This window comes from Rhizobium bangladeshense (assembly GCF_001662075.1).
GTDB lineage: Bacteria > Pseudomonadota > Alphaproteobacteria > Rhizobiales > Rhizobiaceae > Rhizobium > Rhizobium bangladeshense_B.
In genome coordinates this window covers 109,158-121,638 of the sequence record NZ_LYPL01000009.1, presented here as the reverse complement: position 1 = coordinate 121,638, position 12,481 = coordinate 109,158, and the positions used below count along the sequence as shown (strand labels likewise).

Genomic DNA, 12,481 nt, shown 5'->3' with positions numbered 1-12,481 from the left:
GTTTTCCCATCCTTTGAAGTCGGCGGAACATGCCGCTGCGATCCCGGACGGTCAAGTCCATTGTTCGTGATCTCGCTTTCGCAGCCCGGTCCGGCGAGGACTATCCCGTGCAAAGCGCTTGCATCGCCGACGGCGAAGCCCTACCTCAATCTTCAAGGCCCTGAAGGGTCGAATTCACCGCATCCGAAGGAGAAAAACGCCATGACGACCGGAACGAACCGCATCATGGATGAGTTCGCCAAGCTGATGACCGACGCGGCAGGTGCTGCCCAGGGAGTCCGCAAGGAGATCGAGACGGCTTTCAACGCCCAGGCCGAGCGTTGGCTGAACAGCATGGACGTCGTCAAGCGCGAGGAATTCGAGGCTGTGCGCGAGATGGCGATCAAGGCACGCGACGAAAACGAGGCGCTCGCCGCCCGCATCGCGGCGTTGGAAGCAAGGCTTGCCGGCGAAGGCCACTGAGTTCCGACAGACACGGCATGGCCTCATTGCCCCATGCCGTGTCTGTCACAAAAAATTCAGGTGAGTTTTCCACCTGTGGACACTGCCAAAAAAGCCAATACGCAGAGTCGCTTATTCTCCCTTCTGAATTGAGTTTCGAAGTGCTTTCCACAGTGGCAGCGCCCTATTTTCCGCTCAGGGGGCTGGCAGGTGGCAAGGGTCATTATACACTGATTTTAAATGATGATTCGAAGCGACTTGGTAAGCTCCGGGCAGGTTATCTGCGTTAAGTCTGGCAGCGGTTCAACGATCATCCGGTGGTGGTTTCCGGTATTTGCGTGTGTCTTTCTTGTGTTCGTACACGAAGTTAAGTCGCATTCATTCCGGTCAAGAAGGTGCTGCATGAACCTGATGGAATTGGAAGTCGAGCGTCAGTCGAACCCGGTCGATATGATCGAGTACGTGGCCTCCAACAATGACTGGTCGTTCGAACGGTCCGGCGAGGACGAGATCGCAATGACGGTCGAGGGGCGCTGGGCGGACTATCATGTCTCCTTCTCCTGGATGGAGGAATTCGAGGCGCTGCATCTTGGCTGCGCCTTCGATATCAAGGTCCCCGACATCCGGGTCAACGAGGTGGTCAAGCTGCTCTCGGCGATCAACGGGCAGGTGTTGATGGGGCATTTCGACCTCTGGCGCCAGGAAGACGTCGTCATCTTCAGGCAGTCGCTGCTGCTTGCCGGCGGCGCCGAGCCGACCAACCGCCAGGTGGAGGTGCTGCTTTCCAGCGCGCTCGACACCTGCGAGGCCTATTTCCAGGCTTTCCAGTTCGTCGTCTGGTCCGGCATGGATGCGTCCAAGGCAATGGAAGCCGTGCTGTTCGAAACGGTCGGCGAGGCATAAGATGCCAGCCAAGGCTTTCTCCTCGAAGCATCCCGTCGTTCTGATCGGCGCCGGCAATATGGGCGGCGCGATGCTCTCCGGCTGGTTGAAGAGCGGCGTTCCGGGCTCGGCCGTCATCGTCGTCGATCCCGGACCGTCGCCGGCGATACTGGCGACGATCGGCGAGGCGGGAGCGACCCACCTTGCGGCGCTTCCGGCAGCGTTGAAGGCAGGCGTCTTGTTCCTTGCGGTGAAGCCGCAGGTGATGGAGGCGGTGTTGCCGACGGTGAAAAGCGCTGTCGGGCCAGAGACGGTCGTCGTCTCGGTCGCTGCCGGCAAGTCGCTCGGTTTTCTCGAAAAGCATCTCGGGAAAGCCGCCATGGTTCGGGCCATGCCGAACACGCCGGCCATGGTCGGCCGTGGCGTCACCGGGGCCTATGCCAATTCAGCGGTCAGCGATCAGCAGCGCGAGCGCGTCCATTCGCTTCTGCGCGTCTCCGGCCCGGTCGAATGGGTGCCAGCGGAAGCCGATATCGATGCTGTGACGGCGCTTTCCGGCAGCGGCCCGGCTTATGTCTTCTATCTCGTCGAATGTATGGCGGAGGCGGGCCGTAAGCTCGGCCTGCAGGCGGACCTCGCCATGCGTCTTGCGCGGGAAACTGTCGCGGGGGCTGGTGAACTTTTGCACCAGTCCCCCGACGATGCTTCGCGGCTGCGGCAGAACGTGACTTCTCCGGGCGGCACGACGGCTGCGGCGTTGGCGGTGCTGATGGCCGAAAACGGCATGCAGCCTTTGTTCGATAAGGCACTCGCGGCGGCGCGCAAGCGGGCCGAGGAATTGGCCGGCTGACGGAGCCCCTTATGGCCGAAGAGATTACCTACGCCGATTTTGATCGTGTCGATATCCGTGTCGGCACGATCGTCGAGGCCAGTCCTTTTCCGGAAGCGCGCAAACCGGCGTTCAAGCTGGTCATCGATTTCGGCCCCGACATCGGCGTGAAAAAATCCTCGGCGCAAATCACCATGCATTATACGCCGGAAAGGCTGATCGGCCGGCAGGTCCTTGGCGTTGTCAACTTCCCGCCACGCCAGATCGGGCCGTTCCGTTCGGAAGTACTGACGCTGGGGTTTGCGGATGAGAACGGCGCGATCGTGCTCGCCGCGGTCGAGCAGCCGGTGCCGAATGGCCAGAAGATGATGTGAGCCTTGGAGCCTTTCCTGGTTAGCTTGAAGCATTCTGCCGGAGCAGGTTTTCGTCAGGGCAGAGGCGATTGGCGACAGACATGCCCCTTGGTACATCCGAGCCGATCGCCTCTGATCCTGGCTAGAGATGCCCGGTCCTTCAGGTTGGCTGAAAACGGGCCGACCGAGGACAACCTGTTGAGGCTCCGCATCTAGCTCACATCCTTTTATCGGGCGTTGCGCCTGATTTGCCCGCATCCGAGCCGTCACGTGCTCTAATCTCCTGCAGGAACGGATTGCTGCGGCGTTCGTCGCCGATGCGGCTGCCAGGGCCGTGGCCGCAGATGAAGCCGACCTCGTCGCCGAGCGGCAGGACTTTATCGCGGATCGAATCCAACAGCTGCTGATGATTGCCGCCCGGCAGATCTGTACGGCCGATCGAGCCGTTGAAGAGCACGTCGCCGAGATGGGCGAAGTTCTGGGCGCGGTTGAAATAGATGACATGGCCGGGTGCATGGCCGGGCGCGTGATAGACCTCAAACTCGTGGGCGCCGAACGAAACCTTGTCGCCATCCTTGAGCCAACGGTCGGGCAGGACGTTGCGCAATCCGGATATGCCGTAGTTCGCCGCCTGGGTCTCGATGCGCTCTAACAGCGGCAGGTCGTCTTGGTGGGGGCCGACGATGTCGACGCCGAGAGCTTCCTTCAACTCTTTGGCGCCGCCGGCATGGTCGAGGTGGCCGTGCGTCAGCCAGATTTCCTTGATGGTCAGGCCGCTTTTCCCGATCGCCTGGAGAATGAGCGGCACGTCGCCACCCGGATCGACGACGACGCCTTCCTGGGTGTCGGGATCGAAGAAGACCGTGCAGTTCTGTTGAAAAGGTGTCACCGGAATGATGCCGGCCTGGAGCATGCCCATAAGTGCCTCGCTTGGTGTCTCGGGTGCTCAGGTATAGTTCGAAACGGCAGCAAGGACAGCCGAAATCTGCTGCTGGCGCGAGCTGTTTCACGGCAAAAAGACAAGCTGCAACACAAATTTATGGGGTTCTCCGCTATCGCCATGCAGCGGTAGAAACATGTTTTTCTAGATTTTTCAAATGCTTGTGCGTGGCTCTCTGGAGCCGCCCATTTGTCGGGCGCAGTCGAGGGGAACATCGTGGAACGCCGCGCGTTGTCCGGCCATCGAAACCAAGGAGACGCTCACATGACCTTGAAGAGAAACATCCTATTGGCTGGAGCCGTGCTCCTGGCGACCGGCGGTCTGGCGCAGGCGGAGATGGTCGCGACCACAGTCAACGACCTCAACGTCCGCGCAGGCCCGGGTCCGCAATATCCGACAGTCGGCCTTGCCACCCGCGGCTCGACCGCAGTGCTCGATGGCTGTATCGAAGGCAGCCGCTGGTGCCGCGTCGACGTCAACGGCATGCGCGGCTGGGTCTATGCCGATTATCTGCAGATGGAGTATGGCGGCAACCAGGTGATCGTCGAGCAGCACCGCGCCGAAATCGGCGTTCCCGTCGTCACATACGAGTCGACCGCCAGCGTCGTCCCGGTTGACCCGCAGCCGGCGCCAGGCGACGAATTGATCGGCCCGGTCGGGGCTGTCGAGACCATCACTCCGCCGGAGACGGTGCGCACCTATATCGAAACCAATCCAACCGAGACGGTGCGGCTCGGCGGCGATGTCGTCGTCGGTGCGGAGGTGCCGGGTGATGTCACGTTCCAGACCATCCCCGACTATGAATACCGCTATACCAGGATCAACGACCGTCCCGTCCTGGTCGATCCCGGCACGCGCCGGATCGTCTATGTCTATGAATGACGTGATCGGGAATTTGAACGAGGCGGCCCGCGGGCCGCCTTTTAGTTTGATGACACCTCGATTCAAACGGAAGCAGATGCTCGGGAAAGCCTGAGCATGACGAAAGAAGCCTAGGCCGAGCGGCGATCGCCACCGGATAGATGCAGTCGGCCCGCGCCAAACCGCCCATCATCCCGCTGCCGCGCCAAGCGATCAGCTTGACACCTCCGGCGCTTCACGCGCGGTGCCTGTTGATTGTTGTCCCCATTACGTTTTATCCACAAACGCAGGGGGAAGTTGCGCGGTGCGCCGGATGGGCCTTGGTTCCAAGAAAATGCCAAGCAGATAAAGGTCCGTGCGGGGCTGCCGCAGAGTTCGGAAAGCCAGCAACGACGCAGATTTAAGTCAATAAAACTGGCCTATCCCCAAAAGCGTCCCGCAGTGCGGGGAAGAGAAAGGAAAGCCGAGTGTCACGACAGACCGGTCCGAAAGCGGGCAAGCCGGAGCCGCTGGCCACGCCGATGGAAGATACCGAGACGATCGATTTCGAGATCATCGAGCTGTTCTTCTTTGCTTATCGCGACTTCGTTTCCGATCCCGACGCCATCCTCGAAAAGAGCGGTTTCGGCCGGGCGCATCATCGTGTCGTGCATTTCGTCAACCGCAATCCCGGCATGACGGTGGCCGATCTTCTCGACACGCTGAAGATCACCAAGCAGAGTCTTGCAAGGGTGCTGAAACAGCTGATCGATTCAGGCTATATTCGCCAGGTGGCGGGGCCTGAGGACCGGCGGCAGCGCAAGCTTTATCCGACGAAATCGGGGCGCGAGCTGGCGCTTGCGCTTGCAGAGCCGCAATCGCGCCGCATTGAGCGGGCATTCGAAGGAGCCTCCGCGCAGGTGCGGGAGGGGGTGAAGGCCTTCCTCGGGGGCATGCGGGACAGAAAGAAGGCGGATTGAATGGCGGTCAAGACAGGTATTTCCGATGATGCGGCGCATCTGCTGGTGGTCGACGACGACTCCCGCATTCGCGCGCTGCTCAATCGTTATCTTGCGGAGAACGGTTTTCGCGTCACCGTCGCGGCCGACGGCGCCGAGGCGCAGCGCAAGCTTGCAGGTCTCGATTTCGATCTCATCATCATGGATGTGATGATGCCTGGTGAATCCGGCATCGACGTCACCCGCGGGCTTCGCGCCATCAAGAACGTGCCGATCATCATGCTGACGGCGCTGGCGGAATCGGGCAACCGCATCGAAGGCCTCGAGGCCGGCGCCGACGACTATCTCTCCAAGCCCTTTGATCCGCGCGAGCTGGTGCTGCGTATCAACAACATCCTGCGCCGCAACGCCGGCGGTGAGGGGCTGAAGATCGAACAGGTCATGTTCGGGCCCTATACTTTCTCCTTGACCCGCAAGGAGCTGAAGAAGGCCAGCGAGGTGATCCGGCTCACCGACCGCGAGCAGGAGATCATGCTGCTCTTTGCGCGGCGCGCCGGCGACACGATCCCCCGCCACGAACTGATCGGTAATGACACCGAGGTCGGTGAGCGGACGATCGACGTGCAGATCAACCGGCTCAGGCGCAAGATCGAGGAGGATCCGGCCAACCCCGTCTGGCTGCAGACAGTGCGCGGCATCGGATACAGGCTGAGCATCGACTAGATTTGAGGAAGCGGAAGATGATGCCGTTGACGGTTCACACTTTCCGGCACCATGCTCCGAAAGGCCAGGACCGACGCTGATGGCGACAATGGACGGCTTGCGGCGGGAAGACCGCGCTCCTGTTGCGGGCTGGCGCTGGATCGTCCGCTGGCTGCGGCGCCGATTGCCCACCGGGCTTTACGCACGCTCGCTGCTGATCATCATCATCCCGATGGTGCTCTTGCAATCCGTCGTCGCCGCCGTCTTCATGGAGCGCCACTGGCAGATGGTGACGGAGCGGCTGTCGCTCGCCGTCACCCGCGACATCGCCGCGATCATCGAGATCGTCGAGACCTATCCGCAGAATTCGGACTATGGCGAGATCATCCGGATTGCGCGTGATCAGCTCAACCTGCAGATCTCGATCGAGCCCGACGGCGACCTGCCGCCGCCACGGGTCAAGCCGTTCTTCTCGATCCTTGACGGCATCCTCAGCGACGAGATCAACGACGAGATCCACCGGCCCTTCTGGATCGATACGGTCGGCAACTCGAATCTGGTCGAGATCCGCATCAAGCTTGAAAACAAGATTCTCAGGGTGCTGGCCAAACGCAGTCAGACCTATGCTTCGAATACCCATATCTTCATCGTCTGGATGGTCGGCACCTCGCTGGTGCTGATCGGTATCTCGATCCTCTTCCTGCGGGGACAGATACGCCCGATCCTGATGCTGGCGCGCGCGGCCGAAAGCTTCGGCAAGGGGCAGAAGCCCGACAATTTCTATCCGCGCGGCGCCGACGAGGTCCGCCGCGCCGGCCTTGCCTTCATTTTGATGCGCGAACGCATCGAGCGGCAGATCGAGCAGCGTACGGCGATGCTCTCCGGCGTCAGCCACGATCTGCGCACCATCCTCACCCGCTTCAAACTGCAACTGGCCCTCGCCGGCGACAATCCCGACCTGCATGGCCTGAACGACGACGTCAATGATATGCAGACGATGCTGGAGGCCTATATGGCCTTCGCGCGCGGCGAGGTCGAAGAGGATGTCGGCGAACTGAAGCTCAGCGAGATCTTCGCCAAACTGGAGGCCGATTTCGCCCTGCACGGCAAGACATTCGCCTATTCGATCGAAGGCGACGACGAGATATCGGTCAGGCCGAACGCCTTCATGCGTCTCGTCACCAACCTGGCCTCGAACGCGCGCCGCTATGCCAATAGGCTCGACATCGAAGCCAAACACAACGCCAAATGGCTGACTGTTGTCTTCGACGATGACGGGCCGGGCATTCCGGAGAAGAATCGCGAGGACGTGTTCAAACCGTTCTTCCGGCTGGATGCGGCGCGCAATCTCGATGCGTCGGGCACCGGGCTCGGTCTTGCGATTGCCCGTGACATTGCCCGCAGCCATGGCGGCAACGTCACGCTCGGCGATAGCCCGCTCGGAGGCTTGAGGGCGACGATCCGCATTCCGGCTTAAACGGTGGTTGCAGTGAGCTTCACGGCGTTGCGCGCATCGAAATCGCCGAGGCGCGCGACAATCCATCGCCAGAGCGTTGCGACCTGCATGAGAAGGTCACGGCCGAGCGGCGTCAATTCGTATTCGACGCGCGGCGGCAAATCCCGCCCAGCTTGCCGATCTCTCCGAGCGCTATGGCGGGCAGGTTCTGACGCCGGCGCTTGACGTGACGAGCGAGGCGGCAGCGGCCGCAACCATCGAGGCAGCCGTCAAGAGGTTCGGCCCTGTCGACGTGCTCGTCAACAATGCCGGCTATGGCAATGTCGGCTCGATCGAGGATACCAGCCTTGCCGATTTCCGCGCCCAGATCGAAACCAACCTGTTCGGCACGATCATCATGAGCAAGGCGGTGATCGCTTTGATGCGCGGGCAGGGGACGGGCCATATCATTCAGTTCTCCTCCGTCGGCGGGCGTATCGGGCCTGCCGGCCGCGGCGCTTATTCGGCGGCAAAATTCGGCATCGAGGGTTTCTCCGAAGTGCTGGCGAAGGAGGTTTCGCCGTTCGGCGTCAAGGTGACGGTGGTCGAGCCCGGCGGCTTCAGGACGGATTTCGCCGGCGCTTCGACGGTGCTTGCCGAGGGGCGGGCCGAATATGCGGAAACGGTCGGCGCCACGGTGCGCTTTCAGCGCGAGTATGACGGCCGTCAGCCCGGCGATCCTGCCAATGCGGCTGCGGTCATTATCCACATTGCCGGACTCGACGAGCCGCCGTTCCGGCTGTTGCTCGGCAGTGATGCGGTGCGCAACGTCGAGAAGGCGGATGCAGCGCGCATCGCAGCCGACCGGGAATGGCGCGCCGTCAGCGTCTCGACCGATTTCGAGACTGATGTCGAGGTGGGACCGATGCCTTGGGAAAAGAAGGCCGGGTGAAGGGATCCAAAAAGCAAAAGCGCCGCTGAGAGCGGCGCTTTGCATCAGAGATAGTCGAGCGTTCAGCCGGCGGTGCAGAAGTGGCTGCGGCCGTCATAACCGATATAAGTGCCCGTGCGCGGATCGAACGAGCGGTAGCGATAGGAGCAGTAACGCGCCCATTGCGGCGACCAGGGCTCCACCGCCGTGCGGGCCGGCGCATAGTATCGCGGCTGCTCGACATATCGCGGCTCTTCGACATAGACGCGGCGCGGAGCGCGATAGACCGGTGCCGGCTCATAATAATCCGGCTCGTAGGCGGGGTCGATATAACGGCGCTCTTCGTAGACGGGGCCGTTATTGGCATTGGCGATGGCCGAGCCGACAATCAGGCCGGCCGCAAGGCCGACCGCGCCGCCGACAAGCGCATCGTTGCCGCCGTGCCGGCGCCAATGGCGATCGCGAGCCGACGCCTCACCGATGGCGGAGAGGGTAAGTGCGGCGGCGGTTGCCGTCAGAAGGAGAGTTTTTGCGAGCCTGTTCATAAGCAGAGAGTCCTAATCCCGGGAACCGAACCCCGGTTCCTTTCTCGATGATGCTAGTCCTAGCGTTCGCTAGCTGAACGAAGGCTGAATGACAAAACCCGGCATTGCTGCCGGGCTTCAACTCGAAATTCGACAGCCTTGTTAAGGGTTCAGCCTGCAATCTGCAGATTGACGGCCTTGGGGCCCTTGCCGCGGCGATCCGGCTCCGTGTCGAAGCTTACCTTCTGGTTTTCCGTCAGACCGGCCAGCCCGGAGGCCTGGACGGCAGAAATGTGAACGAAGATATCGGCGCCGCCCCGGTCCGGCTTGATGAAGCCGAAGCCTTTGTCGGTATTGAAGAATTTTACAGTGCCAGTCTCGGCCATGCGTCAGGTCCTTTTCTCTCTGCCCGCCATCCACACGGGCAGCATCATAGCATTGCCTCCTTGCGGGAGGTGTTGGCAGGCAATTCTTGAAATGTGAGAAAAAGGTCCCCTCTACCTCGGCCTGCCCCAGACAGGACTTTCGCCTGCCTTTTTCGGAACCGGCTGACCGGAATATTAGCGTTTCCGGCGCGCAAATACTTAAGGACTTCCCATGCTCGCAAAATGCCCGAACGAGGCGAGAGTGCGGCGTTTCCGGGATTTTGGCAAGCAAAAGTTTTTTAACGTGTCGTTCAGGGCACACTCCCGCCAACAGCCAATTCGCGCAAAAACGCAAAATTTCCTTCGTGAATGCGGAATGATTAACGTTTTATATCGTCTGCAATCTAAGTTGCGAGCAGATTTTCCCAAAAATGCAACGTAAACGGGCTTTCCGAATTCCTTAATTTTTTTTCGAATCCGGCATCCACCCATATTTGGACGCGTGTTCAGGCGGCAGGCAGGCGGCGGCGGGTCAATCCCGGCGCCAGCTCGACTACAAGCATAGCGGTAAACATTAGCGCACAACCTGTATATCCAGTCGCCGGCATCGACTCACCGAGCAGCAGGGCTGCGAGCGAAGCACCGAAGAGCGCTTCGGAAGAGAGGAAGATCGCCGCCTGGGATGGCGTGGTGTACCGCTGGGCGATCACCTGCAGCACGAAGGCCAAGCCTGACGAGAAGATGCCGACATAGAGGATCTCTGGGCCTGCCGCCCATATGGCCGAAAGGGCGATCGGTTCGACCGCTGCGGCAATGACGAGGGCGCAGACCGCGGTGACGGCGAATTGTGTGGCCGACACCGCAAGCGGCCTGCCGGTTTTGGAAACCGTCGTGCCGGCAAGGCTGATCTGAATGGCCCAGAAGAAGGCGCAGACGACTGTCAGTAGATCTCCCGTTGTCAGCGCCGAGAGATGACCGCCGGACAGGAGGTAGATGCCGGCGAGAGCCATCAGCGCGCCCGGCCATATGATCCAATGGGGGGCGCGGCGCAGGAAGAAGACGGAAATGAGCGGCACGAAGACGACATAAAGGCCGGTGATGAAGCTGGAATTCGTCACCGTCGTCGTCTGCAGGCCGATCTGCTGCGTGGCTGCGCCGGAGAAAAGGGCAAGGCCGGTGAGGATGTAGAGTTTCGCGTGGTGTGCGCTTGTCCTCACTGTCGCCTTGCGCGCTTCCAGAACGACGAAAGGCAGCACGGCCAATGTGGCGACGGCGAAACGCAGCGCGATGAACCAGAAGGGGCCGATCGCCTTCATAGCCGTCGACTGAGCGACGAAGCCGCCGCCCCAGATGGCAGCCGCAAGCAATAGAAGGAGATTCGCCTGAACGCGCGTCATGTCGTCCTCGAAGGTTGAAGGGGAAGGTGCTTGAAGCGGTTAGCAGTTGCGTTTCCATTCGGCAAGGGTGAGGTTTTGGCGGGTCGCCGAAGTTGATCGATTGCGCCTTGGGCGGCCTCTACTTTGCTCTGAAACGTCTTCCCGTTGGTGATCGCTCTGTTCTCCCAACCGCCTTGAGATCATGTTCCTGTGGAAACAAAAGATGGCTGCGGTGGCAATGCCGCCCGATTGTGTGGAGAGTTAGAGCGTGTCAAGTGAATGTAGTGGGAGCGCTTCTTATGGACGGGAATATTTAGGCTTTATTGCGCTGTTGGGTCTCCTGGTCCTTGCTATGGGACCGGCTCATGCCCGCGATGCTGTGAAAAGTGGAACAATAAAGCGGAACGGATCGAAATTCAGTTATCAAGTTACCGCCCTAACTTTCGAACAATCGCAGAATTGAAGTCATTCACAGCGGGAAAAAGTATACAGGCCCGCTGGCCGAAATGTCGTTTCGCGACCGCCATTTGCAGGTTTTCGAGATGGTGGCCAGACTGATCAAAACCACCTGCCAGGGCGGTGTTTCCTCGCTCGGAAATATCTGGCTGAGCAAAGATCCGGAACAAGACGAGGATCCTGACGCTAGGCATCCTCAATACTTCATCTGGGAATATAGCTGCAAATAGATCCCTCGAGACCGATCGGGATCTCAGCCGTTGTTGGCATCGGCGCGCGAGACCCTGAGCAGCGCGCCGTCGTCCTCGTCCGTCACCATCAGCAACGCGCCGTCGGGCGCGACGACGACGTCGCGAATGCGCCCATAGTCGCCTTCGAAAAGGCGTTCCTCGGCAACGAAGGCGCCACTCTCATCCCGCTGCATTCTCGATAGCAGCTGGAATTTCAGCGCTGCGACGAGGAAGTCGCCGTCCCATTCCGGGAACATGGCGCCGCGATAGACCGCGAGCGCGCCGGGCGCAATTGACGGATCCCAGTACTGCAGCGGCTGCTCCAACCCTTCCTTGGCGGTACCTTCGCCGATCTCGGCGCCGGAATAATCGCGGCCGTAGGTGATGATCGGCCAACCGTAATTCTTGCCGGCTTCGGGCTGGTTGATTTCGTCACCGCCGCGCGCGCCGTGCTCGACCGTATAGAGCTTGCCGTCCTTGGTATCGAAGGTGATGCCCTGCGGGTTGCGGTGGCCCTTCGACCAGATTTCCGGCAGCGCCTTGCCGCCGTCCTTGAAGGGATTGTCGGCGGGAATGCTGCCGTCGGCATTGATATGGATGATCGCGCCGGCATTGTCCTGCCAATCCTGGGAACGGTCGCGGTCGCCGCGGTCTCCAACGCTGATGAACAGTGTGCCATCACGGGCAATCGCGATCCGCGAGCCATAATGAATGTTGGTGGATGTGAAGCGCCGCATGCCGAACAGAGGCGTTACAGCCTCGAGCTTCTTCTCGTCAGCGGAAAGCTTCGCGCTGAAGGCTTCGGTGCCGGAGCCCTGGTCATTCCTCATGGCGGCGGTGAAGTAGAGCTTTCTGCTCGTGGCAAAATCCGGGGCGAGCGCCAGATCCAGTAGCCCACCCTGGCCGCGAGCGCTGACCTTGGGCACATTAGCGATCGGATCGGACAGTTTGCCGTCGCGGATAATGCGCATGCGGCCGGGCCGCTCGGTAACGATATAGCCGCCGCCGGGCAGTGCCTCGACCGCCCAAGGATGGTCGAGCCCATCGGCGAGTTTTTCGACACGAACAGCGGGACCCTGTGTATTGACGGTATCGGCCGCGTTGGCCGATATGGCGCCTGCGAACGCTAGCGCTGCAGCGAAATGGAAGGCGGATACTCTCTTCATCTTGCTCCCCGTCGTCTCTTCATGCTGAACCTGGAGCAGGCAGGGGACGGCT

14 protein-coding genes and 1 pseudogene are annotated in these 12,481 nt (G+C 60.7%); 9 read left to right on the top strand and 6 right to left on the bottom strand.

Translation table 11 applies throughout. The features are described 5' to 3' along the window. The first annotated feature begins 201 nt into the window (after window positions 1–201). The 4 genes from A7X77_RS18705 (at window position 202) to A7X77_RS18690 (ending at window position 2,526) form a co-directional block, all read left to right on the top strand. On the top strand, window positions 202–462 hold the full coding sequence (locus tag A7X77_RS18705) for an accessory factor UbiK family protein (RefSeq protein ID WP_064684479.1): 261 nt from the start codon (window positions 202–204) through the stop codon (window positions 460–462). 381 nt (window positions 463–843) lie between these two features. Continuing rightward, the gene (locus A7X77_RS18700) at window positions 844–1,344 is read left to right on the top strand and encodes a YbjN domain-containing protein (protein WP_064684335.1); all 501 of its coding nucleotides are present in this window, start codon (window positions 844–846) and stop codon (window positions 1,342–1,344) included. A 1-nt stretch (window position 1,345) separates the two neighbouring features. Then, window positions 1,346–2,173 (top strand): pyrroline-5-carboxylate reductase, encoded by an 828-nt coding sequence (gene proC, locus A7X77_RS18695; RefSeq protein ID WP_064684334.1) that lies wholly within the window; start codon window positions 1,346–1,348, stop codon window positions 2,171–2,173. A gap of 11 nt (window positions 2,174–2,184) precedes the next feature. Continuing rightward, the gene (locus A7X77_RS18690) at window positions 2,185–2,526 is read left to right on the top strand and encodes a tRNA-binding protein (protein ID WP_064684333.1); all 342 of its coding nucleotides are present in this window, start codon (window positions 2,185–2,187) and stop codon (window positions 2,524–2,526) included. 196 nt (window positions 2,527–2,722) lie between these two features. Here the strand turns inward: A7X77_RS18690 and A7X77_RS18685 are convergent, their stop codons facing one another. Further along, entirely contained in the window at window positions 2,723–3,424 is a 702-nt protein-coding gene (locus tag A7X77_RS18685) for an MBL fold metallo-hydrolase (RefSeq protein ID WP_064684332.1), read from the bottom strand. 285 nt (window positions 3,425–3,709) lie between these two features. Here A7X77_RS18685 and A7X77_RS18680 point away from each other — a divergent pair, with 285 nt between their 5' ends. The 4 genes from A7X77_RS18680 to A7X77_RS18665 all read left to right on the top strand — a co-directional run bounded on the left by A7X77_RS18680 (window position 3,710) and on the right by A7X77_RS18665 (window position 7,423). Continuing rightward, a complete protein-coding gene (locus A7X77_RS18680) occupies window positions 3,710–4,327 on the top strand; it encodes a DUF1236 domain-containing protein (protein WP_064684331.1) in 618 nt (205 codons plus the stop codon). Window positions 4,328–4,773: 446 nt separating this feature from the next. After that, the gene (locus tag A7X77_RS18675; protein WP_009989765.1) at window positions 4,774–5,265 is read left to right on the top strand and encodes a MarR family winged helix-turn-helix transcriptional regulator; all 492 of its coding nucleotides are present in this window, start codon (window positions 4,774–4,776) and stop codon (window positions 5,263–5,265) included. Further along, a complete protein-coding gene (locus tag A7X77_RS18670) occupies window positions 5,266–5,967 on the top strand; it encodes a response regulator (RefSeq protein WP_004680166.1) in 702 nt (233 codons plus the stop codon). 79 nt (window positions 5,968–6,046) lie between these two features. Continuing rightward, window positions 6,047–7,423, top strand: a complete 1,377-nt coding sequence (locus A7X77_RS18665) for an ATP-binding protein (protein ID WP_064684330.1) — start codon at window positions 6,047–6,049, stop codon at window positions 7,421–7,423. Here A7X77_RS18665 and A7X77_RS18660 read toward each other — a convergent pair. Further along, window positions 7,420–7,563, bottom strand: a pseudogene (locus A7X77_RS18660) (winged helix-turn-helix transcriptional regulator); the annotation flags it as partial. The gene A7X77_RS18665 and the pseudogene A7X77_RS18660 sit on opposite strands and share 4 nt — an antisense overlap. Between A7X77_RS18660 and A7X77_RS18655 the strand changes: the two are divergent. After that, window positions 7,539–8,333 (top strand): SDR family NAD(P)-dependent oxidoreductase, encoded by a 795-nt coding sequence (locus A7X77_RS18655; protein ID WP_064684329.1) that lies wholly within the window; start codon window positions 7,539–7,541, stop codon window positions 8,331–8,333. The pseudogene A7X77_RS18660 and the gene A7X77_RS18655 overlap by 25 nt on opposite strands. Window positions 8,334–8,395: 62 nt before the next feature. On the opposite strand, the gene A7X77_RS18650 is transcribed toward A7X77_RS18655, so the two are convergent. The 4 genes from A7X77_RS18650 to A7X77_RS18630 all read right to left on the bottom strand — a co-directional run bounded on the left by A7X77_RS18650 (window position 8,396) and on the right by A7X77_RS18630 (window position 12,429). After that, entirely contained in the window at window positions 8,396–8,857 is a 462-nt protein-coding gene (locus A7X77_RS18650) for a BA14K family protein (RefSeq protein WP_064684328.1), read from the bottom strand. A gap of 149 nt (window positions 8,858–9,006) precedes the next feature. Continuing rightward, window positions 9,007–9,222 (bottom strand): cold-shock protein, encoded by a 216-nt coding sequence (locus A7X77_RS18645; RefSeq protein WP_003561293.1) that lies wholly within the window; start codon window positions 9,220–9,222, stop codon window positions 9,007–9,009. A gap of 485 nt (window positions 9,223–9,707) precedes the next feature. Next, window positions 9,708–10,598, bottom strand: coding sequence for a DMT family transporter (locus A7X77_RS18640; protein WP_064684327.1), 891 nt, complete (start codon window positions 10,596–10,598; stop codon window positions 9,708–9,710). A gap of 688 nt (window positions 10,599–11,286) precedes the next feature. Next, window positions 11,287–12,429 carry a PQQ-dependent sugar dehydrogenase gene (locus tag A7X77_RS18630; RefSeq protein ID WP_064684478.1) on the bottom strand — a complete coding sequence of 381 codons (1,143 nt, stop codon included), beginning with the start codon at window positions 12,427–12,429 and terminating at the stop codon, window positions 11,287–11,289. Window positions 12,430–12,481: the final 52 nt, after the last annotated feature.